General features: G+C 37.7%; 17 protein-coding genes and 1 riboswitch. Of the genes, 15 read left to right on the top strand and 2 right to left on the bottom strand.

Annotated elements, in window-relative coordinates; translation table 11 throughout:
* The first annotated feature begins 76 nt into the window (after positions 1–76).
* Both MHB48_RS17475 and MHB48_RS17470 read left to right on the top strand, forming a co-directional pair.
* Complete coding sequence (locus MHB48_RS17475) at positions 77–1,459, top strand: DUF5667 domain-containing protein (protein WP_342599158.1); 1,383 nt, start codon at positions 77–79, stop codon at positions 1,457–1,459.
* A 205-nt stretch (positions 1,460–1,664) separates the two neighbouring features.
* On the top strand, positions 1,665–1,928 hold the full coding sequence (locus MHB48_RS17470) for a DUF1292 domain-containing protein (RefSeq protein ID WP_340925323.1): 264 nt from the start codon (positions 1,665–1,667) through the stop codon (positions 1,926–1,928).
* Between the two features lie 351 nt (positions 1,929–2,279).
* On the opposite strand, the gene MHB48_RS17465 is transcribed toward MHB48_RS17470, so the two are convergent.
* Complete coding sequence (locus MHB48_RS17465) at positions 2,280–3,080, bottom strand: protein kinase (protein ID WP_342599157.1); 801 nt, start codon at positions 3,078–3,080, stop codon at positions 2,280–2,282.
* A 333-nt stretch (positions 3,081–3,413) separates the two neighbouring features.
* Between MHB48_RS17465 and MHB48_RS17460 the strand changes: the two genes are divergently transcribed.
* From MHB48_RS17460 to metH, 11 genes are all read left to right on the top strand, one after another.
* Positions 3,414–5,648, top strand: a complete 2,235-nt coding sequence (locus MHB48_RS17460) for an S-layer homology domain-containing protein (protein WP_342599156.1) — start codon at positions 3,414–3,416, stop codon at positions 5,646–5,648.
* 159 nt (positions 5,649–5,807) lie between these two features.
* Positions 5,808–6,143 carry a hypothetical protein gene (locus MHB48_RS17455; protein ID WP_342599155.1) on the top strand — a complete coding sequence of 112 codons (336 nt, stop codon included), beginning with the start codon at positions 5,808–5,810 and terminating at the stop codon, positions 6,141–6,143.
* A 130-nt stretch (positions 6,144–6,273) separates the two neighbouring features.
* Positions 6,274–6,990, top strand: coding sequence for a 3-ketoacyl-ACP reductase (locus MHB48_RS17450; protein WP_342599154.1), 717 nt, complete (start codon positions 6,274–6,276; stop codon positions 6,988–6,990).
* Between the two features lie 192 nt (positions 6,991–7,182).
* Positions 7,183–7,317 (top strand): hypothetical protein, encoded by a 135-nt coding sequence (locus MHB48_RS17445; protein WP_342599153.1) that lies wholly within the window; start codon positions 7,183–7,185, stop codon positions 7,315–7,317.
* A 667-nt stretch (positions 7,318–7,984) separates the two neighbouring features.
* Positions 7,985–9,262, top strand: a complete 1,278-nt coding sequence (gene kynU, locus MHB48_RS17440; RefSeq protein WP_342599152.1) for a kynureninase — start codon at positions 7,985–7,987, stop codon at positions 9,260–9,262.
* A gap of 18 nt (positions 9,263–9,280) precedes the next feature.
* Positions 9,281–10,132, top strand: coding sequence for a tryptophan 2,3-dioxygenase (kynA, locus tag MHB48_RS17435; protein WP_342599151.1), 852 nt, complete (start codon positions 9,281–9,283; stop codon positions 10,130–10,132).
* A 10-nt stretch (positions 10,133–10,142) separates the two neighbouring features.
* Positions 10,143–10,784, top strand: a complete 642-nt coding sequence (gene kynB, locus MHB48_RS17430) for an arylformamidase (RefSeq protein ID WP_342599150.1) — start codon at positions 10,143–10,145, stop codon at positions 10,782–10,784.
* 414 nt (positions 10,785–11,198) lie between these two features.
* Complete coding sequence (locus MHB48_RS17425; RefSeq protein ID WP_342599149.1) at positions 11,199–12,584, top strand: protoporphyrinogen oxidase; 1,386 nt, start codon at positions 11,199–11,201, stop codon at positions 12,582–12,584.
* 142 nt (positions 12,585–12,726) lie between these two features.
* The gene (locus tag MHB48_RS17420) at positions 12,727–13,683 is read left to right on the top strand and encodes a nuclease-related domain-containing protein (RefSeq protein ID WP_342601420.1); all 957 of its coding nucleotides are present in this window, start codon (positions 12,727–12,729) and stop codon (positions 13,681–13,683) included.
* A gap of 217 nt (positions 13,684–13,900) precedes the next feature.
* Positions 13,901–14,005, top strand: a riboswitch (SAM riboswitch).
* A 77-nt stretch (positions 14,006–14,082) separates the two neighbouring features.
* A complete protein-coding gene (locus MHB48_RS17415) occupies positions 14,083–15,942 on the top strand; it encodes a bifunctional homocysteine S-methyltransferase/methylenetetrahydrofolate reductase (protein ID WP_342599148.1) in 1,860 nt (619 codons plus the stop codon).
* Complete coding sequence (metH, locus tag MHB48_RS17410; RefSeq protein ID WP_342599147.1) at positions 15,923–19,360, top strand: methionine synthase; 3,438 nt, start codon at positions 15,923–15,925, stop codon at positions 19,358–19,360. The genes MHB48_RS17415 and metH overlap by 20 nt, the downstream gene beginning before the upstream one ends.
* 510 nt (positions 19,361–19,870) lie before the next feature.
* Here the strand turns inward: metH and MHB48_RS17405 are convergent.
* Complete coding sequence (locus tag MHB48_RS17405) at positions 19,871–21,565, bottom strand: PucR family transcriptional regulator ligand-binding domain-containing protein (RefSeq protein WP_342599146.1); 1,695 nt, start codon at positions 21,563–21,565, stop codon at positions 19,871–19,873.
* Between the two features lie 303 nt (positions 21,566–21,868).
* Between MHB48_RS17405 and MHB48_RS17400 the strand changes: the two genes are divergently transcribed.
* Positions 21,869–22,753, top strand: a complete 885-nt coding sequence (locus MHB48_RS17400; RefSeq protein ID WP_340923666.1) for a DUF2877 domain-containing protein — start codon at positions 21,869–21,871, stop codon at positions 22,751–22,753.
* Positions 22,750–24,297: an acyl-CoA synthetase FdrA gene (gene fdrA / locus MHB48_RS17395; RefSeq protein ID WP_342599145.1), complete on the top strand. Its 1,548-nt coding sequence runs from the start codon at positions 22,750–22,752 to the stop codon at positions 24,295–24,297. Before MHB48_RS17400 ends, fdrA begins: the two co-directional genes overlap by 4 nt.
* Position 24,298: the final 1 nt, after the last annotated feature.

The following is a 24,298-nucleotide window of genomic DNA, read 5'->3' as shown; positions in this document are numbered from 1 at the left end:
AATGATAACTAAAAAAGGTTTAATTCACCATTCTTCCTTGTATTTCTATTTTAAATAGGAGAGAGGAGTTTTTTTTATGTCCATTTTTAAAGAGTTTCGAAACGGTGTATTGACACCATTGGTTGTGGCATTCTTGGTGCTTGTTGTAGGAGTCAATCCTTCATTTGCGGATACGAATGATGCTTCAACTTTAGTTGTGGAAGGTGCAGTAGTAGAATCCGAGGTTACTGAAGAAGAATCAATAGTAACGGAAGAAACAGAAGAAGTAGAAGAACCTGTATTATTACCAGGAGATTTTTTCTATTTTCTTAAAACACTACAGGAAAGTGTGCAGTTGGCTTTCACATTCGATGAAATGAAAGAAGCAGAGTTACTAGGAGCATTAGCTGAAGAACGAATTCTTGAAGCAACGGCATTATTTGAGCAAGGCGATGAAGAGAAAGCAATCGAAACACTTCAATTAGCGATTGATCAACAAAATGAAGCGTTATCTAAGTACGAAGAAACAGACTCTACTGAAGTAGTTTCGGATGAAGATAGTACTACGAATGAAGAAGGTACGGAAGAAGCAGTTCCAACCGAAGAAGATGGTACAACGGAGGAAGACGTTGCCATAGAAGACGAGCAGGAAGAAGATTCTATATATACTGAACTTGAAATAAAATTCTCATCAAATCTTCTTGCTTTACAAGCTGCTTTCGAAAAAGTAGAAAATCCTAAAGCAAAGGAAGCACTTGCGAAAAATGTTTTAAAAGCTCAGGAAAGATTGGTTAAAAAGATTGAGAAGAAGTTAGCGAAAATGGATAAAAAGTCAAATGAAGAAACAATAGAAAATGAAACTACCCAACCTGTAGAACCGATCAAAGAAGGAGAGTCTGATGCTACAGTTTCTGAAGAAGAAAAACCAACAGAAACAGCGACTGAAGTAGTTCAAGAACAGGGAAATGTGGTAAACGAAGACTCGACTAAAAAAGGTGAAACTGCTTCAACAGTAGTACTACCTAAAGTCAAAGAAATTAAGACACCTGTTACACCAAAAGTACATCCAGCAGTAAAAGTGGAAGATAAGAAAGAAGACGCGGAAGTAAAACAAAAAGAAGTAGCTAAAGCGGAAGAAAAGAAACAAAGAGCAGAAGCAAAACAAAAAGAAGCAGTAGCTAAAGCGGAAGAAAAGAAACAAAAAGCGGAAGCAAAACAAAAAGAAGCAGAAGCTAAAGCAGAAGAAAAGAAACAAAGAGCGGAAGAGAAACAAAAAGAAGCAGCAGCTGAAGCAGAAGAATCGACTAAAAAGACTGAAGAAAAGAAACAAGAAGCGGAAGCAAAACAAAAAGAAGCAGCGGTTAAAGCGGAAGAATCAGCCAAAAAGGCTGAAGTAAAACAGCAAGAAGCCGAGAACAAACAACAAGGAAATAAAGACAAAGAGAAATCTAATAATGGGAAAAAGGACAAGGAGGAATAAATTCCTCTAACAAACACGATTATAAGTGAATAACGGACTGTATGATGCAATCCATCAGCATAAAAAGAGTCAAACTTTGATATAATATGAAGGTTTGATTCTTTTATTTTTGCTAAAAAACCTGTAATGTAAGATAATTCGTATGTAGGTTTAAAAGGGAAGTTTGAAGATATTATTTTAGGAGGAGATTGGAATGGAAGAGAATTTGGAGAAAATTGAAGTTGGTGCAATCATTACAGTGCTAGATGAAAACGACCAGGAGCAAGAAATGGAAGTGCTAGGATTGTTAACTGTCGATGGAGATGAATATGCTGCTGTCGGTTTTGTAGAGGATATACAAGGAGAGTCAGAAGAAGATATTGATGTATTCTTTTTCCGAGTGGAAAACGATGGAGAATTATCTTTTATAGAGAGTGACGAGGAATTTGAGAAGGTTTCTGGAGCTTTTAATGAAGCAGGAGAAGCGTAATAAGCGATAGAAAAGAGAGGGGGAATTATTCTCCTCTCTTTTTCATATAGAATTAGGACGATAAGATGAAAAAAGTACGGAATAGTAAGTTTTATCGTCAAACTATGTTAGAATGAGCACAATAAAAAAGATGGGGAGAGGTAAAATGTTTAAAAAAATATTGAAACAAATCAAGCAACTTTCCCAAGGTAGCAGCGAGCGAAGACATGGTCATTATCGTCGAAGTAGCAGTAGTGACCGACGAGGAAGTTATTACAAACGTAGTAGCAGTAGCAGCAGAAAAAGTTATAAGCGATCACCACTGAGTGGAAGTAACTACTACAAACGCAAGGGGAGAAGTAGCAGTTAATCCTAATGTAGCCTTTCGTCTGCTTGAAGTGCAGCTTGAACATCAGCTGAAATTTCGCTAATAGTTGAATAAGATTCCTTCACTTGTAGGAGTCTTTTCAGCAAATGAACGGTTTCTTTTTTTATCGTAAGCTCTTCCGTCCAAGGGAGAGCTTTTTTATTTTTGGAAGGGTAAGTTGTATAGAGTAAATATAATAGGATTTCTCCTAAATCGTAGTGGTCCTGCTGTTTCATCTCGTAGGAACTTGCTGAATCCATGGAGATTCCCTGCTTCGACAAACCAAAGTCAATCAAAAAAGGTTGGCCGTCTTTTAGTAAAATATTTGGGATACGTAAGTCCCCATGGTAAATATCCTTGCTGTGCAGATAGTCGATTAATTTCAGGAGATCAGCAATAAGTTGTAAAGACTCTTTCTCATTAAAAGATACCCTCTTAAGAAATATTAAGTCTTCCAGATTGTCTCCTTCTATGAAATTCATGACATAAAACAAATACGCGTTATTGAAAAAAGTATCCATTAATACTGGCATATTTTTATGATTTGTCGAACGCAAAACAGCTATTTCATTTTCAAACAAAGCAACCTCTTTTTTGTTGTGATGCTTACTTGGACGAAGCTGTTTCAGCCCTCTGATTTCGTTCGTCTTTAAATCCTTACAGCGGTAAAAAATACCGTAGCTTCCGGTTCCGATCACCCTTAAAACCTCGTATCGATCGTTCAGAACTTTTCCTTCTTTAATAGGTACATCTACAAAAAACTGATAAATTTTTCGAATAGAACGCAAAATAGAAACTTTTCTCACCTCGTTTTTATTCTAATAGTAACAGAAGTAAGTAACTTAAAAACCATCTCCAATACTTCCGTCATCTGCTTTTTGTTTCTTTAAAAGTTTTTACCAATCGTTATGAGAAGAAAAAAGGCATGTTCCCTCTACATTAAACATAATATTTATAGAACTGTTTACAATTTCCAATAGAAAGGGTGGAGAGTAATATTCTAATACACATTGTAAAAGGAAGGTATCCCTAGGCGCCAAAGGGGATTTTCATAGAGTATTAAATATAGATGAAACTAGAGTTCGTAATTTAAAGCATTTACTGTACCACACAAGTACTATTAACTTAGGGGGATTATTTTGGTTATTTTAAAGAAATTTGGTATTGTTTTAACCTCTTCTGCTTTATCTTTTGGAATGTTTGCTTCTATTGCTAATGCAAATACTTCAACCACAGTGATGGAGCAACCTGAAAAAGTGCAAATTCAAATGGTTTCTAAAGAAACAGTTTTCACCAAAGCCGATTTAATTAAGAAGCTTAAATCTTTGTTTCCTAATAAGTTTGACCAATTATCGAATAGTGATTTTCAAATGGGCGGAGGTTACACTTACCCTAACGATGACACGGTACGTTATGATTTATATTTTTCTAAGACAATTAATGGAAAGCAATTAAACGGTAATGTTGTATTTGTCGGTAAAGATTTAGAAATCGAGCACTTTTCTTTTCAACCTCTAAATCAAAAAGAGGCTTTATTTCCTGCAAAGGTTTCAAAAGATGAAGCAATGGATATTGCAAAAGGTTTCATGAAAAAAATTGTTGACGGGGAAGAATATCAATTAGAATCAAATAATCCCCTCTATTATTATTCGAAACAAATATTAACAGAACCAGTCCGTTACTCATTTTCTTTTACTCGTACGAAAAATAAAGTATCCATTGCGGAGCAAAGAGTAGAGGTAACTGTCCTTGGCAATGGTGAAATTGTGGGTTTATATATGAATCCTGTGAAGAAAAACTCGTCCACTTTTGAGGATATTAAAAAAATAAAAGAGAGTAAAGTAATATTAGATAAAGTAAAGGAAAACCTTACTGTTGATTTACAATATCAAATAGAAACAGATTACCAAACGGGTGAGCAACGTATTCAGCTTGTCTATCTGCCAACAACAAAATTGATGGGAGTTCAAGCAATTTCAGGGAAGTGGTTAACAGCAAATGGGTATACAACCGTCTTTCCTGAAAAGAGAAAAATTGAAAAGATAACAGCTAAACCACTACCGTCCAAAAATAATGGAGTTACTGTAGAAGAAGCTAAGAAAATTGCAGAAAAATTTCTTAAACCAAAATCTGATAAATTTAAATTAAACATTCATTCTGTAGAAGAAGTAGAAAATTTTAGTGGCCAGGAAGTAATTCGTATCGGATATATGGTTAACTATGGGAACGGTGGATCTGGGGCGAGCTTGGAAATAAATAAACTTACGGGCGAGATTATTCAATACTATGATGTAATGAACCAGCTTCTAAATCCACTAGGGGAGAATCCAAAACAAGAGTCCTCTCTTACTCAAAAGGAGGCCCTCGCTCAAGCGCTTAAATATGTAAAACAATATGTTCCTTCTTATCTACACAATTATGCGATGCCTGTAGAAGACGCTTATTTTGATGAGTATTCAGGTAGTTATAATCTTACTTTTCCAAGAGTCGTGAACGGCATTATGGTATTAGGCGATCAAATAAATGTAGGTATTGCAGCTGATGGTTCTTTAAACAGTCTGTATGTCAATTATCAAGAGGTAGAAAAATGGCCATCAAGTGATAAGGTCATTTCTGAGGCTGACGCAAAAGCTATCTTGAAAAATTCACTAAGTTTAAAATTGCAATATATGAAACAGGACATAAAAGATCAACATTATGATTTAGTCTATTTACCTGTATTTAACGAGAATATTTTTGCCTCTTTAGATGCCAACACAGGCAAATGGAATAGCTTGTATCCAGAGACAAATCCAATTGTGATTAAACATCCTTGGGCAGAAGAAGAACTGAATTACCTCATTAGTGCTAAAATCTTAGAACCTAAAGATAACAAAGCCTTTAATGGAGATGCTAGTGTTTCAAAAGGAGAAGCAATAAAAGTTATTATGAGTTCCCTTACTTATTTTTATGAAGGTATGTATAATGATCAAAATGAAAACATGAACCAAACTTTTGAGAATATAGATCCTAAACACCCGTCGTATCAAGTAATTGAACGAGCGGTCGAAGCAGGCATTATTAAACCAGATAAGAAGACCTTCGATTTAGAATCTCCAGTAACAAAAGAGGAACTAGCAGCTTGGTATATACGCGTTCTAGGACTTGAGCAAGCGGCGAAACATAGTAGTATCTATAAACTAGACTTTGCGGACGCAAATAAAGTTCAAAAAGAGTACACTGGCTATGTTGCAATCGCAAACTCAATGGGAATATTAACAACTGAGCAAAATCAATTTAACCCAGCTCGAGAAGTATCCTATGCAGATTTGGCCGTTTCGATTATTCCACTAGCCCACGCGATTGCTGATAAAGGATATGGCTTGAGGTATTAACCTATAACAACTTGTTCCCATATAAAAACTCCTCCACTGTGTGTACGCACAAAGTGGAGGAGTTTTCTTTATCGTATGTAAAACTGAAATTTAAAATGTTATTAATAAGTATTTATGGGATAATTAAGTAATCAAAAAACGTGTTTATGTGGAGGTAGAATGAGAATATTTGTGGGTTCGTTATCAATCTTCTTTGGAATTTTCTTCACAGCTTTATCAGTAGATTCTTTTGGCACAGTAGGAAATTTGCTCATGCATGGCTATGGGTATGTTCTTATAATATTGGGTGCTCTCGTTCTTAGTAACAGGAAAAATAAAAAGGCAAGTGCATATGCAAGGCCGATGGGAATAGCAATTGCTATGATTTTATTTGGGATTGCATTGATACTAAAGACGCTGCTAGTACCTTCTAGTGATGGGGGAAGATCATTTGGAATATTTCATATAACTTTGGGTGTGATTATAGCATTAGTAGATTATCTTGAAGAACGATGATAGAAGCTAACACTTATAAATAGTGTTAGGGTCAGTTTTTTTTCTTGTGCAGGAAGCAAATTATTATACTTTATTATTTGGTGGGGTTAGCATATGTATGTAGGATTATATAGTAAGGAGAGAGATACATATGCAAAATATTTATGGTAAGACTGCACTAATAACTGGAGCAGGTCGAGGGATAGGACGAGCAACAGCGATAGCATTTGCAAAAGAAGGTATTCATGTTGGATTGTTGGGAAGAACGATGGAAAATTTAGAAGCAGTAGCTGCTGAGTTAAAAGAATTTGGTGTAAAGGTTTCATTAGCTACTGCAGATGTTTCCAATATGGAGTCCGTGAATGTTGCTGTTAATAAAATTCGCGGGGAGCTTGGTTCAATTGAGATTTTAGTGAACAACGCTGGTATATCTAAGTTCGGTCACTTTCTTGAGGTGGATCCAGAAGATTGGACGAAAATTATTCAAGTAAACGTCATGGGTGTTTATTATGTAACGAGAGCGGTATTACCTGAAATGATCGAACGAAAAGCGGGAGACATCATCAATATTTCATCTACTGCAGGTCAAAAAGGTGCTCCTGTAACGAGCGCGTATAGTGCGTCAAAAGCCGCTGTTATCGCATTGAGTGAGTCATTAATGCTCGAAGTAAGAAAGCAAAATATCCGTGTTAGCACGTTAACTCCAAGCACGGTTGCTACCGATATGGCGGTAGAATTAAAACTAACGGATGGCAATCCAGAAAAAGTAATGCAGCCGGAAGATATTGCAGACTTTATGGTTGCTCAGCTTAAAATGAATCCACGCATTCTGCTTAAATCAGCGGGATTATGGTCGACAAATCCTTAACGATAGACAAAAAACAAGGCTACCTCCTTTTTTATGAGAGTTAGCCTTGTTTTTTATTGGTGCTAATTGAAGTAATGAATGAATTTTTATAGAATGCTCCATAACATTAAATAGAGGGTGGATACGAATTTTTTATGTATAGACCAAAGCTTGAGTGTCAAACTAATTAGTAAAGAAAGGATGAATAATAAAATGGAAGAAAGTAAAATAGCACACCTCGATGTTGAGCAGCTGCAAGAACTGAAGGAACTGGAGGACAGACTTGGGGTTACGCTCATTGCTTATGACATATCTATTAATAGTAGTTCAAGTGAAGTTTCAAATTAATTAGATGGGCACTAATGGGGCTGTCCCTAAAGTCATACATTGACTGAGGGATGGTCCCTTTTCCAATGTATTGATTTCCGTTCCAGACGGACGCTTTCCGCGGGCATGGCTTCAGTCTCCTCGTCGCTTTCGCTCCTGCGGGGCCTTCAGCTCATGCTATTCCCGCTGGAGTCGCCGTCTTTCACTACAATCAATTGCCTACAAAAAATAGTAGTTTTAAAAAAAGTATACAAAAACCAGGTGTAGAAAAAGACTCGTTTTTCTACACCTGCTTCATTTTATGGGCTTATTGGACAGCCCCATTTTAATTTGGGCACTGTTAAACAATCATGTTGTTATGGATGGAAATCCGCTCGATTTCCACGGATGAACTGCCTATGCTCCTCGGCTGCAGCGGTGTCTTGGCACCCGTTATTCCATAGGAGTCTCGCGGATTTTCTTCACAAAATAGACTTTCCTAAATAGAAGGCACTGAAAAACTAGAAATTAGTATTTTTGTAGTAACTATTAGCAGTATTTAATTTAAGAGAATTTAGCGCGACGCATGAGATTCCGCGGAAAGCGAATCATTAAATAGACTAAGAGAATCTCTATACTAATGTGTACTTAATTGACATAAGAATATTAGTAAAGAAAATTCATTTTACTGGGTGAGGGATGATAGTTTATGGAGCGAAATAATACGCTGGACTATGCAAAGAGTTTAGATGAACAGGATATTTTAAAAAAGTATCGGAACGAATTTTATGTGCAGCCGGGTGTTATTTATATGGATGGTAATTCGTTAGGATTATTGTCAAAGAGAGCAGAAACTACTCTGTTGACAATGCTGGAGTCATGGAAGTCATATGGTATCGATGGTTGGACGAAAGGAGAGCATCCTTGGTTTTATTTTTCCGAAAAGTTGAGTGAAATGTGTGCACCACTTGTGGGTGCGACAAAAGAAGAAGTCATAATTACTGGCTCTACCACATCGAACCTACATCAGTTAATTGCTAGTTTCTATAAACCAAAAGGAACACGAACGAAAATATTGGCAGATGAATTGAATTTCCCCTCTGATTTGTATGCGATTAATAGTCAGTTAGTATTGCATGGGTATGATCCCGAAGAACATTTGAAACTTGTCAAAAGTAGAGACGGAGAAACGTTAGACGAGAAAGATATTATTGAAGCAATGACAGATGATATTGCACTTATTGTATTACCTGGTGTTCAATATCGCAGCGGACAAGTTTTAGATATGGAATTGCTAACAGAAGAGGCGCATAAACGAAATATTTTTATAGGTTTTGATCTGTGTCATTCTATTGGTTCCGTACCGCATAAGTTACAGGAGTGGGATGTAGATTTTGCTTTTTGGTGTAACTATAAACATTTAAATGGAGGTCCAGGAGCTGTTGCGGGTTTATATGTAAATAGCAAGCATTTTGGACAACGACCTGGCCTTTCAGGTTGGTTTGGTTCGGATAAGGAAAAGCAATTTGATTTGTCTATTCACATGACACCAGCATCTAATGCGGGGGCTTATCAGATTGGTACACCACATATTTTAAGCGCTGCGCCATTATACGGATCACTGCAAATATTTGCGGAAGCTGGGATAGATCAAATTCGTGATAAATCCTTAAGACTGACAGATTATATGATGTTCTTAATAGAAGAAGAGCTGAGTGACTATCTTTTTACAATTGGAAATCCAGGTGAAAAGGATCGTCGCGGGGGGCATATTTATATTGTGCATAAAGAGGCTGCTCGTATTTGTAAGGCGTTAAAAGAACTTCATGTCATTCCTGATTTTCGCTCGCCGAATGGTATTCGTTTAGCGCCGGTTGCCCTTTATAACACCTTTGAAGATGTATGGAATACTATTCAAATTCTAAAAGAGATTATGCAAGAGCAAGCATATCTGAAGTATGAAAACAAGCGAGACGTCATTGCATAAAATAGGAGGGGTTACTTGATGGAGTCTAGTTCGAAATCGGATGAAAAATTAAAAAGCGAAAAAGGAATCTATACAGATTTCCGAAATGATATGACATATGGTGAGTATCTGTGTCTAGACGATATTTTATCTAGTCAAAAACGTTTATCTGGACATCACGATGAAATGCTTTTCATTATTATTCACCAAGTAAGTGAGCTATGGTTGAAGCTTATACTTCACGAACTATCTAGTGCGATTCAAGCAATACAATCAAATAAAATGCAAGCGGCTTTTAAAATGCTTGCACGTGTTACGAAAATCCAAACACAGATTATTCAAGCATGGGATGTGTTATCCACATTGACACCTGCTGAATATTTAGAGTTTCGAGACAAGCTGGGAAAAGCATCTGGTTTTCAATCTTTTCAATACCGACAAATTGAATTTGCCCTCGGTTTTAAAACGAAACATATTCTTAAAATCTATGAGAAGGACGTAGTACTACATGAGCAATTAACAAAAGCATTCCTTGCACCAAGTATTTACGATGTAGCGATACAAGCATTAGCAAGAGCAGGGTTTGCTCTTAACACGGAAGTAGTGAAGCGTGATTATTCGATAACATATGGTGGAGATGAGAGCGTTGCGGAAGCATGGAAGGAAGTATATCGAAATGTCGATCAATATTGGGACTTATATCAATTAGCAGAAAAGTTAGTGGATGTAGAGGATTGGCTCCAGCAATGGCGATTCCGACATATGAAAACAGTTGAACGTATTATTGGCTTTAAAGTTGGGACAGGTGGCTCATCAGGAGTTAATTATTTGCGCAAAGTCCTCGATCATCGTTTTTTTCCAGAGCTATGGGATTTACGAACAACTTTATAGAGGTGAATAGATGGAAAAACAATGGATCGATATATCGCAACCTTTATCCAATAAAATCGGTACTTGGCCAGGCGATACAGCCTTTCAATTTGACATAGCATTTTCAAAAGAACAGACTGGTTCTGTTAATATCGGTCGGATCATGACAAGTGTGCATACCGGAACCCATGCGGATGCCCCGTTCCATTTTGATAATGACGGACCGACGATTGACATGCTCGACGTAAATATTTATATTGGCCGTGCTAGAGTATTTGATGTAATAGGAGTTAATGAAATCGGACGGAAAGAACTAGAAAGATTTGAGTTAGATGGCGTGGAGCGTTTATTATTAAAAACTGCTGCTAATGTTTGTGTGGAGCAGTTTCCTAGTCACATTCCCGTGCTGAAAGAAAATATAGGTGCTTTCTTGCAGGAAAAGGGTATTTTCTTAATCGGAGTGGATCGTCCTTCCGTTGATTCTCTCGATAATAAAGACTTACCTGCCCATTATGCACTCTATCATCACGGCGTCCATATTCTAGAAAATTTATTACTCCAAGATGTGGAACCTGGCGATTATGAATTGATTGCCCTGCCGTTAAAGATTCAAGGAGCAGATGGCAGTCCAGTGCGAGCTGTACTTAGAAAGATTACTGGGGCTGTCCAATAAGCCCATAAATTGAAGCAGGTGTAGAAAAAAGAGTCTTTTTCTACACCTGTTTTTTGTATACTTTTTATAAAATAACTATTTTTTTGGAAGCAATTGAATGTAGTGGAAGACGGCGACTCCAGCGGGAATAGCGTGAGCTGAAGACCCCGCAGGAGCTCGCGACGAGGAGACTGAAGCCATGCCCGCGGAAAGCGTCCGTCTGGAACGGAAATCAATACATTAGAAAAGGGGCCATCTCTCAGTCACTATATGACTTTAGGGACAGCACCCTTGAAATTTGACAATCCTGAAAACTATTAGAGATTTTTTGCAGAAATACATAGGAAGAGTGAGAGAAATCATACTATATATTTTTATTACTGCTTATACTAGGGATAGTGAGTTATTCTTGATTACATAGAAGGAGTGATAATTTTGAAGAAGGTAGTTGTAGTAGGTGGAGGAATTACAGGACTGTCCACTATGCATTATTTACATAGACTTAAAATAGAAAAATCACTAGATGTCGAATTGGTTTTAGTTGAATCCAATGATTACTTAGGCGGGAAAATTTACTCTGTTAAAGAAGCGGATTTCATCATGGAAGTGGGAGCAGATTCTATTGTTGCTCGCAATACAGGCGTTATGCCATTGGTAGAAGAACTGCAACTACAGGACGAGCTTGTTTATAATGCAACGGGAATTTCCTATATTTATACAAACAATGAGCTACACGCAATACCAGCGGATACCGTATTCGGAATTCCTACTAGTGTGGAATCTTTAAATAGCAGCACATTAGTATCTGAGGCTGGAAAACAGGAAGCATTAAAAGATTTTGATTTACCAAATGAAAGCTTTACGAAAGAGAGTTCCGTTGGTTCATTTTTAGAGCATTTTTTAGGAAAAGAATTAGTAGCGAAACAAATTGCTCCAGTATTGTCCGGCGTATATTCTGGGAATCTGGACAAGCTAACCATAGCTTCTACGTTACCTTACTTAATTGATTATAAAAACAAATACGGTAGTATCATAAAAGGCTTAGGTGAAAATAAATCACAGTTTCAGGCTGCTGCGAATAAAAAATTCATCTCTTTTAGAAATGGACTTTCGACGTTAATCGATCGTATGGAAGAAGAACTGAATGAATCTACTATTTTAAAAGGAGTCCACACAACGAAAATTGTGAAGAAGGGGACAACTTACGAAGTATCATTATCTAGCGATGCGTACATTGAAGCAGACTACATAGTGTTAACTACTCCACATAATGTTGCGCAAGCAATATTGCAAAATGAGGAATTAGATAACGATTTTAATAAGCTAAAAAACTCGTCACTTATTAGTATTTATTTGGGATTTGATATTCCAGATGAACAGCTCCCTGCGGAGGGAACAGGTTTTATTGTTTCTGAAAATAGCGATGTGAAATGTAATGCATGCACATGGACAAGTCGTAAATGGAAGCACACATCCAAAAACAGTCATTTACTTGTGCGTATGTTTTATAAGAGCACTAATCCCGCGTATGAAGGCATGAAGCATATGAGCGAGGACGAGCTAGTAGAAGTGGCTTTACAAGATATCGAAAAGAGTTTGAAGCTAAATGGTAAACCCCAAGTGGTAGAAGTAACGAAATGGAATGATCTAATGCCAAACTATCATTTAGAGCATGGCGAAGCAATTAAATCGTTGAACGAGAAAATGGATTCACTGTTTCCTCACGTAATGCTTGCAGGATGTTCCTATTATGGGGTAGGTATAGGAGCTTGTATTAAAAATGGGAAAGAAACGGCTGAGTTAATAGCTGAAAGAATGTAAGAATTTAATTGTGAATGCAAATTTGGGGCCAAAATATAATTTTGGTCCTTTTTTTATTATGGAAATGGAATTGTCGGTGTTTTAGTGGAATTTACATTTATTGTTCATGTGATACGATGCGAATGGGGGTGGTTTATTGATAGTGAAAACACGTTCGAATGAGTACAGTTATATTGGTTTAAAGTTGTTAGAAAGACGATTGCCAGAAATGCACGGCATGAAGGATTTGATTCATTCGAAAATGCATATGGCGAAGGCTGGAATTCACGGGGAAGTGCGAGTGGACGGGGTGTTTCAGAAGTATTCCTTTCCGTTTGAGTACGTGGTGTTGCATGATATAAGTTTAGAATCGTATGGAAAGTTTCAGATTGATACAGTATTTGTTACGCAGTATTATGCGGTTATTTTAGAGAGTAAAAATATAGGTGGAAGATTGCGTTTTAAGCAAAATCCTTTGCAGCTAGAACGAGAAAATGATGAGGGGAAAGTGGATGTGTTTGAAAGTCCAGAGGGACAAATGGAGCGCAATATATGTTTGCTCGATGACTGGTTGCAAGTACGCGGAGTGAGGATTCCTATTTATGGTGTGATTGTATTGACGAACGCAAAGGTATTGGTAGTTGAGTCATCTGTTAACTACCCTACAATACTTCATCAAACGATTCCTGTGTTTCTGAGGAATATTACTCGAGAGAAAATGTGTTTAGAGGTGGATGAAATGCATGAGTTAGCAGAGAAAATGGTGGCTAGCCATCAATCGTATTTTCCTTATCCTATGTGTGGTCGATGGGGCATCCACCCGAATGATTTGCTGACTGGGGTTTGTTGTGAGAAGTGTGAAAAGTTAGGAATGGTGAAAAGGAAAAATGGCTGGAACTGTTTGAGGTGTGGTTATGTGGAACGACTCGCTCACGAGAAAGCGATTTGGGAATGGTTTGTATTAGTTGGGGAGAGTATTAATAATCGGCAGTGTCGATATTTTTTGAAGTTGGAATCTTTCCAATCTGTTTCACGTATATTGAATTCAATGGAGCTTATGAGAGAGGGATCAGCAAAAAGAAATACACTTTATAAGTGGAATTGGGACTTAAATAGGTGAATCGGATAATAAAGTAAGATTATCGGATAATAAACAATCATAATCGGATGATTACCCATGAAAATCGGATAATAAATAAAAGAATCGGATAATAACCAATAACAATAGGATAATCTTCTCACCTCTAATCTGAATATCTAGAAGATTCGAAACACATCTTGACGCTTTAGTTGAAGAAAGGTAGTATAATCCTAATAATAAAAAACTGAATAGTGAATTCTTATCAAGAGAAGCTGAGGGACTGGCCCTTTGAAGCTTCAGCAACCAGCCGAATGGTCAGGTGCTAAATCCAGCAGACATATTATGGTCTGAAAGATGAGAAGGTACGAATTTTGCATACTCGTAAAGCCTTCTTTTTCATAGAAGGCTTTTTTTGTATTTTAGAGAGGATGAGAGCGAATGGGATTGTTAGAGAAATTGCAAACAAATATGTTAACTGCAGACGGAGCAATGGGGACGCTGCTTTATTCATACGGAATTGATTATTGTAATGAAGAATTAAACATACAGAAACCTGAGATTGTAGAGAAGATTCATCAAGATTATATCGCTGCAGGAGCAGATATTATCCAAACGAATACATATGGAGCGAATGCGATTAAGTTGGCGCGATACGGGTTAGAGCATCAAGTGAAAGAAATCAATGAAGCGGCGATGCAAATTGCGAAGAGAGCTGCTGCACCAGGAGGACAATTTGTGCTTGGGACGATCGGTGGCATCCGAGGAATACGTAAGAGTGATGCCTCCATCAGTGAAATTATTGCAACGCTTGACCAGCAAGCAACTCAACTTTTATCGGGAAATCCAGATGGTTTACTGTTAGAGACGTACTATGATTTGGAGGAGCTAACGACCACTGTGACGTATTTGCGCAAGATGACGGATACGCCAATCATTGCCCAAGTATCGATGCATGAGCCAGGTATCTTGCAAAATGGCTTATCGCTAAATGAAGCCTTGCATCAGCTAGCAGCAATTGGGGCCGACATTGTAGGAGTCAATTGCCGATTAGGACCTCATCATACAATCCAAGCGTTTGAAGCGGTCACGCTCCCTGAAAAAGCGTTTCTTTCTGCTTATCCAAATGCGAGTCTGCTCGATATAGAGGATGGACGTATTGTATACGAATCCGAAGCAGATTATTTTGGTAAAGCAGCATTATACCTAAGGGAAGCAGGTGTCCGTTTAATCGGTGGATGCTGCGGGACGACACCAAAACATATAGAAGCGGTGAAAAAAAGAATCGGTAATTTACCTCCGATTACAAATAAAATCGTAAAGTCGAAAACAGCCATTGTTATTCAAGAAGCAGAGCCAACAATCAATCAGCCACTCCACGAAAAAGCGAAGACGGAAAGAACGATTATTGTTGAACTGGATACGCCCCGACATTTGGATACATCTACTTTCATGGAAGGGGCCGACAAGCTTTATGCCGCTGGAATTGACGCAGTCACGATGGCGGATAATTCACTAGCTTCTCCGCGAATTAGCAATATGGCAATGGGATCCATGCTAAAGCTGCAAAATAATATTCGTCCACTTGCACATATTACTTGTCGTGACCGCAACTTGATTGGCTTGCAATCACATTTAATGGGGCTTGATGCACTTGGCATCCATGACATACTGGCTGTAACTGGCGATCCAACAAAAATTGGAGATTTCCCAGGTGCAACAAGTGTTTATGATGTCTCCAGCTTAGAGTTGCTTCAATTAATTAAACAGCTAAATGAAGGTATTTCATTCTCGGGAAAATCGCTTCGAAAAAAAGCAAACTTCTCCGTTGCAGCAGCTTTCAATCCAAATGTTCGCATACTCGATCGTGCTGTCAAGCGACTGGAGAAAAAAATAGAATGTGGAGCAGATTATTTCATCACGCAGCCTGTTTATACAAAAGAGAAATTGCATGAAATATATGAAGCAACCAACCATCTATCTACACCTATTTTCATTGGCATTATGCCGCTCACGAATAGCCGTAATTCGGAGTTCTTGCATAATGAAGTGCCTGGTATTAAATTATCAGACGAAGTGCTGGAACGTATGCGCTTATGTGGCGAAGATAGAGAGCGCGCGACTGCGGAGGGTATACAAATCGCGAAAGAACTAATCGATACTGCTGCAGAATTATTTAATGGTATTTACATCATTACGCCGTTTTTCCGATACGATATGTCACTGGAATTGATTCGCTATATTAAAGAGTTTGATGAAAAGAAAGCGAGAGAAAACAGTTATGTCCAAACATCTAATTGAGCAGCAGCTTCAAAATAGAATACTTATTATCGATGGTGCGATGGGTACGATGATTCAAAATGCCAACCTTTCCCCAGAAGATTTCGGTGGAGAAGAATACGACGGTTGTAATGAATATTTGAACATTATAAATCCAAATGTTATTGAACAAATTCATCGGGAATACTTAGAAGCTGGTGCTGATATCATCTGTACAAATACATTTGGTGGAACTCCAGTCGTGTTGAATGAGTACAATCTAGGTGATCAGGCACGTGATATTAACCTTCGCGCAGCGCAACTTGCGAAGAAGTGTACTGAAGAACTTTCTACACCAGAATGGCCGCGTTTTGTAGCTGGAGCAATTGGACCAACGACGAAAACATTATCAGTCACTGGTGGAATTACGTTTGATGAATTAACGCATGACTTTTACGTGCAAGCAAAAGCTTTAGTCGAAGGTGGATCCGATGTTATCTTACTAGAAACGAGTCAGGATATGCTGAATGTGAAAGCTGCTACAATCGGAATAAAACAGGCATTTGAAGAAACGGGAAAAGAACTTCCTATTATGATTTCGGGCACAATCGAGCCAATGGGAACGACGCTCGCTGGTCAAAGCATCGAAGCCTTCTACATTTCCATTGAGCATATTAAGCCACTTTCTGTTGGATTGAATTGTGCAACTGGCCCTGAATTTATGACGGATCATATTCGTTCCCTTTCGGAGCTATCAGAAGGTTATGTAAGCTGTTATCCGAATGCAGGGTTACCTGACGAAGAAGGGCATTATCATGAGTCACCGGAATCGCTCTCTAAAAAACTAAGAGGCTTTGCAGAAAAAGGCTGGCTAAATGTAGTCGGTGGATGCTGTGGAACAACTCCTGCACATATCCAAGCAGTTCGCGAAGCAGTGAAAGACCTTGCACCACGCAAACGAGCAGAAGCAGGTCATGGCCATGTTGTGTCTGGAATTGAACCCCTTCAATATGATGAATCGATGCGTCCTTTATTTATTGGAGAACGTACCAATGTTATTGGGTCTAGGAAGTTTAAACGATTGATTGTAGATGGGAAATTTGAAGAAGCTTCTGAAATTGCGCGTGCCCAAGTAAAAGGTGGGGCACATGTAATTGATATTTGTCTTGCAAACCCAGACCGAGATGAGCTGGAGGATATGACACATTTCATGAAAGAAGTCGTAAAAAAAGTGAAAGTGCCACTTGTCATTGATTCGACGGATGAAAATGTTATTGAAGAAGCATTGAAATATTCACAAGGAAAAACAATTATCAACTCGATTAATTTAGAGGACGGAGAAGAACGATTCGACGCGGTTATGCCCCTTGTGAAAAAGTATGGAGCAGCAGTAGTAGTCGGAACGATTGATGAAGTTGGAATGGCTGTTACACGTGAGCGCAAGCTCGAAATTGCAGAACGTTCGTATGATTTGCTTGTAAACAAATGGGGACTTGCGCCAGAAGATATTATTTTTGATCCATTAGTATTTCCAGTAGGTACGGGGGATCAACAATACATTGGTTCGGCAGTAGAAACGATTGAAGGTATTCGATTAATAAAAGAAAAGATGCCACGTACCTTAACGATTCTTGGCGTAAGTAATGTATCATTTGGACTTCCTCCAGTAGGACGTGAAGTATTAAATGCGGTTTATCTATACCACTGTACACAAGCGGGACTTGATTATGCGATTGTGAATACAGAGAAATTGGAACGATTTGCGTCTATCCCGAAACAAGAAGTGGAAATGGCGAATGAGCTTTTATTCACAACGACGGACCAAACTCTTGCTGATTTTACAGACTTTTATCGAGATAAAAAGAAAGAAAAGACAGAAGATGATATTCCAAAAACGGTTCCTGAGCGTCTTGCTTATTATATTATCGAAGGAACAAAAGAGGGGTTGATTCCTGATTTGGAAGCTGCACTTCAAATGTATGAAACTCCTCTGGAAGTCATCAATGGACCATTAATGGAAGGGATGTCCGAAGTGGGGCGTCTATTTAATGACAATCAACTAATTGTTGCAGAAGTACTTCAAAGTGCGGGTGTCATGAAAGCATCTGTTGCCCATTTAGAGCAATATATGGAGAAAAAAGAAGATGACTCTGGTAAAGGGAAAATCGTGCTAGCAACTGTAAAAGGCGATGTACATGATATAGGGAAAAATTTGGTGGATATCATTTTAAGTAACAACGGATATAAAGTGATTGACGTTGGAATTAAAGTAACGCCTGCTACGCTAATCGAAGTAATTCGGAAAGAAAAGCCTGATATCATAGGCTTGTCCGGGTTGCTCGTTAAATCGGCGCAGCAAATGGTTATTACAGCACAGGATTTTAAAGAAGCGGGTATTGACGTTCCGATTCTTGTAGGGGGAGCAGCTCTTTCTAGGAGATTTACTGAAACTAAAATTTCTGCGGAATATGATGGTCCAGTGCTGTATGCAAAAGATGCGATGCAAGGACTTGATCTTGCAAATCGTTTGCAAAATGAGGAAGATAAAGTGGTTTTATTACAGGAACTCGATGTACAGCAAGAAAAACGAAAAGTGGCAGAGGCTAATCGCGCGTCCAAGCAAGCGGTTGCTGTTTTAGAGAAACCAGTGAAAACTGTCCGAGAGGATGTCCAGGTTTACCAACCGAAGGATCTTCGTCGACATGTGCAGAAAGATTATTCAGTTGCTCATCTTCATCCGTATGTAAATATGCGAACACTAATCGGGCATCATTTAGGGTTAAAAGGGTACAGTGAGAAGTTATTAGATGAGGGGGATGATCGTGCAACAGAACTTCATGAATTAGTAACAGGATTCTTAACTTCAGGTATTTTAAAACCACGAGGGATGTATCAATTTTTCCCGGCACAATCGGATGGAGACGATGTAATTATTTATGATCCGGCAGATTCTAAAACTGAAATTGAGCGTTTCACATTTCCGCGGCAATCAGCAGAACCATTCCTATGCCTTGCTGATTACTTGAAGTCCGTGGCAAGTGGTGAAATGGACTACGTAGCATTTATGCAAGTAACTGCGGGTCATGGCGTTCGTGCCGAAGCAACTAAACTAAAAGAACAAGGAAAGTTTTTAGAAAGTCATGCATTACAGGCTACTGCCCTAGAAGTGGCAGAAGGATATGCGGAACGAATTCACCAAGAGATTCGAGATCAGTGGGGCTTCCCTGACGCAACAGACTTTACGATGCGAGAACGTTTCGCAGCCAAATATCAAGGGCAACGATTCTCCTTTGGATACCCAGCTTGTCCAAATCTAGAGGACCAAACAAAATTATTTGGCTTGTTAAGACCGGAAGATATTGGCGTACAGTTAACAGAAGGATTCATGATGGAACCAGAAGCATCTGTTTCAGCAATCGTATTCGCTCATCCAGATGCGAGATATTTTGTAGTGGATTAATTGTAATCGCCAATCCTTGTTTTCCGCTATAGGCGGACGCTTTCCGCAAGGTGAGCGATAAGCCAACCCAGCAACTATGCGTAATTTTGTGTTGTCTTATCTGTCTCACTCATCCCGTTGGAGTCGCCGCCTGCCGCTTCAATCAACAAACTCATAATTGAAACCAGAGCATATGACAGAAAAATAGTTAGCATCCAATTTATTTAGCAGCGAAAAAGCTCCCGAAATTACATCTTCGGGAGCTTTTATTATAAGTAGGATAGAATTAATTCTCTGATTATCCAGAAGAGTACTAACATGTTGCATAAAGTTGCAGGAGGGTGACGGAAAGACGAAAGCCATAAGATTACCAAAAAGGAGAGGAGGATCGTGACGCTAGTTACGATCCTCCGATCCTCCTCTCCTAAAAATCGCGCGGTAATGGTGTAGCTAGAGTCTTACTCCAAAGTCATCCGGAAACGTCTGAGAACAGGTTTTGCTTTTAAGTGCGCTAATAGCGTTCTTCTTAGGTTACATATTCTTATTTAAAATTCTAAATATCTTTAAAGCGATTTGGATTCTAAGCAATTCTTCTGAATTTTTTAAGTCCGTATTTAATATTTCCTTAATCTTTTCTATTCTATATATGAGTGTATTTCTGTGTAAGTACATTGCTTTAGAAGTTTCAGATACGTTTTGGTTATTGTTAAAGTAGTTTTCTAATGTTGAAATGTAACTTGTTGTATGCAATTTATCGTGTTCATATATTTTACCTAGACACTTCTGGAAAAAATCCTCCAACTCAGAGGAACTAATATTGGAGTCCAAAAGGTGATAAACAGAATAATCCTCAAAATGGGAGACTTCATTTTTTTCGTTCATATGTTGCATTAATCGGATCATTTCATTTGCTTCAGAAAAACTTTTATAAAGAGACTTTATTTCTTGGTATTGTTGACCAATACCTATTAAAAAAGTCTTCTTAATTCTTTTCCCAAGTTCGTCATGCAATTCAGTGGCGTATTGCTTCGCTTCACTAACCGAAATGGGTTGTCGTTCCTCATTTTGTCCGACTAGAACGATGATTCTATTGTTTCTATAAAAACATGTTATTTCTCCGTTTGCTTTATAAGACTTTTCATAAACTATTTCCACACAACTTTGAGCAATATTATCCATTTTATATTTCCCGATAATCATGTCCTCAAATTTATCTACTTCTTTAACCTCAATATTAATAACCATACAATAGTACATATAGTTTGAATTTAGTCCATGTAAATCACATAACGTTTGTAATGTCTCTGAGGATGTAATTTTTCCAGAAAGTAAATCATCGTAGAAATCATGTCTGATTTTTAATTTAACTTCTTCAATCTCCTTCGCTTTAATCCTTTCAAGCGCGATGATGGTAGAAGCTTGTTGCAGAATAATATAGTCAAATTCAATTAGATTACGTACCGTTTGCCAAATGATGATATATCCATATAAGTCTTGAGAAACTGCAATTGGCAATACTCGACATATTATTTTCTTGCCATTTAAATTATAAATTCTTTTGATTGATTTCTTCATTTCATTTAGATTGTTAGGAATTGTATCAATGAATTCTTTTGTAAAGATGGGTTTATTTGATTTTAAGTCTAATGATTCTTGTAACGAAAAATGGTTGTCTTCATGTTCTGAGTAATGCAAGAGTTTCCAATTTTTATCTACAATAAGAATTGGATTATTAATGGTTCCAGATAACATGGAGCTAATTCTTGATATTCCTCCGCCTTCAAGGGTAATGCTAAAGAATAAATTATGCATGTCCAGCGTTTGTCTATTTAGCAAATCATATCTGCCAGATGCTTTTTCATTAATAATAGATATGACATTGGAAAGAGTATACCCAATAGGTAGTTCGAGAAGTGGTAAACCATATTTATTTGCTTCATCAATCATATTCTGAGGAAGCTTATCAAAGTATCGCTTCATCTTGATAACAAGTCCTGCACAGTTTATCTCCGAGAGCTCTTTTATAATTTTATTTTGAAGTTCCTCATTATCTTTAAAAATATATCCCGTCGATAGAAGTAATTCATTAGGTGAAAGCCAATCGAATGCATCTGGGTTCTCTAGAATATTGACAATAGATATGTGATTTTGAACTCCTTCCACCCCTGCAACAATCTTTAGACCATCTATTGCTTTGATCTCCAATAAGTCTTGAACTTTAAGCAATATTTCCACACTCCTAATACATAGATTGAATTATCTTGGTTGTATAACTTGCACAAATGGTTGTAGTCCTTTTTGGTTTCATTAAACGATGACCTTAAGGTGTATTTTACACTATATTGGGTATGTAAAGTTGGTTATATAAAAGTACTTGAAAATTAAGTTGTACGATGTAACCAATGAAAGCAATAATTTTCTTCTTGATTAATTAACCAAATTATCTACTTAATTTGGAGGTGTTCAATTACCAAAGATGAAAAGCATTGGATTCAATTAGTGAAAATTTCCACTTAAGAGGTGAGTCTATTGGTAGTTGCGATATCTGGGGATGGTGAATTCATTCAACGTATTATTGAATCCGAGCTAAATGGATTTGTTCATAGTGTATTTAACCGAACAATTAATATTCAATGTGTTGATAATAATGAGCTGTACACCATTGCATGTAGAGAAATAGATAACGCTCCCAATACGCTAATTATTAACTTAGATAACTTTGAAGAAATGAATATAAGTATTGGGGACCAAGTAAATTCAGCTACTAATAGTATATCCATCGATCACAAAATGTCCATCCCAATTGATGGAGTAAGAAGTTGGAAAAGTACATGGTCAACTTATCCAACAAATACCGATGTTTTAAAGAAAAATTTAAAGCTAATGAAACAATACATCGATATTCATGGCCAAAGCGGCGGTATGAAAAACAAGTTGATAGGTGAAAGCCCTTTTGAACAGGAATTGTCCAAAATGATAAGTGAACGAACTAGCCTACTAATGACTGCTTTGTTCAACAAGCAGATACAACAAGCAGTTCGACATGCCATTTCTTTATTAGGGCTTGGCCCCGGATTGACACCATCTGGCGATGATTTTCTAGTTGGTTTATTCACCTCTTTTCATCTAGAAAACAGTCCTTTCTCTTCGTACAAATGGTTTTTGAAAGAAGTAGAAAAAGAAGCAAGAACCGCAACAAATGAAATTAGTTATATGGCAATAAAAACAGCAGCAAAAGGAAAAGTGCGTGAGTCAATCATTGCATTAGTTGATGCATTACTCGAAGAAAATGAAGAGCAATTGATACTCACATTAGTAAAAGTATTAAAAATTGGTTCTTCGTCTGGCACAGACATTGCTTTAGGAATTCTCGCTGGACTAGAAACGAATATAAAAATTGGAGGTACATCATGATTGTTCAAGTTGTAGTTAAAGCAAACACTTATATTGATTCGGTCTCTTTAATGTCACTGTCAACCAAAGCAAACCAAATTGAAGGCGTTGAGCAAGCAATTATTGCAATGGGTACAGAAATGAATAAAGAAGTAATAAGAAATGTTGGCCTAATGACACCAGAAGTAGAAGAAGCGAAAACAAGTGATTTGATGATCGTTGTAAAAGCGGAGAATTCGGAATTGTGTGAAAGCGCTTTCGGAAGTATTGAAGAATTATTCACAAAGAAAAATACTTCTACTAAAGGTACGAATGAAGTTAAATACTCCACTATTAAATCAGCAGCAGAAAATATTCCGGATGCTAATTTAGCTGTGATAGCTGTAAATGGTGCTTACGCAACTAGAGAAGCGAGAAAGGCTCTTGAAAACAATCTTCACGTAATGATGTTTAGTGATAACGTTTCGATTGAAGACGAAATTGAATTAAAGAAACTAGCACATGAAAAAGGCTTATTAATGATGGGCCCAGACTGTGGAACTGCAATTATCGGTAATGTTGCCCTATGTTTCGCAAATGCAGTTAGAAAAGGAAACATCGGTATTGTTGGCGCATCTGGAACTGGTAGCCAAGAAATAAGTGTTCGTATTCATGAATTTGGAGGTGGAATTACACAACTTATCGGTACAGGTGGTCGTGATTTAAGTGAAGAAGTTGGCGGTATTATGATGCTTGATGGCATTAAAGCACTGGAAGAAGACGAAGCAACAAAGGTTATTGTCCTTATTTCAAAACCACCAGCACCAAGTGTGGAAGAGAAAGTATTGGCACAAATCAAACTTTGCACAAAACCGGTTGTCGTATGGTTCGTTGGCGGAGACGAAGAGAAAGTAACTAAAGCAGGCGGTCATTTTGCAAAAATGTCTAAAGAAGCTGCATTAAAAGCAGTATTACTAGCAGGTGCTGATGAAAGCAAGCTAAATAAACGCGCCTTAAACCTTCCACTTATTGACGAAGTTCGTGCAAAGTTAAAACCTGAACAAAAGTATATTCGTGGCTTATTCAGTGGTGGAACACTTTGTGATGAGGCTATGCATGTTGCAATGGAGAAATTTGATAATGTTTATAGCAACATTCAAAGAGAACCTGAATACCGCTTAAAAGATGTAAAAGCTAGTCAAGATCATACGTTTATTGATTTTGGAGATGATCAATTTACACAAGGTAAACCTCATCCAATGATCGATCCTTCGACTCGTATTGACCGATTCATTCAAGAAGCGAAAGATCCATCCGTAGGGGTTATTGTGATGGACTTTGTATTAGGATTTGGTGCACATGAAGATCCAGTTGGTGCAATGCTTCCAGCGATTATTGAAGCGAAACAATTGGCTGAAAGTGAAGGAAGACATTTAGAAATAATCGGTTATATTCTTGGTACAGAATTAGATAGTCAAAATATGGAAGATCAAGTAAACAAATTATTAGCTGCAGGAGCAACACATGCTAGCAGTAGCCAAAACGCTGGTTTATTGGCAAGAGAATTTGTAGTGAAAGGAGAATAAT

This window comes from Psychrobacillus sp. FSL H8-0483 (assembly GCF_038637725.1).
In the GTDB taxonomy this organism is placed as follows: domain Bacteria; phylum Bacillota; class Bacilli; order Bacillales_A; family Planococcaceae; genus Psychrobacillus.
The sequence above is the reverse complement of the archived record's forward strand: the minus strand, read 5'-3'. Positions and strand labels throughout refer to the sequence as shown.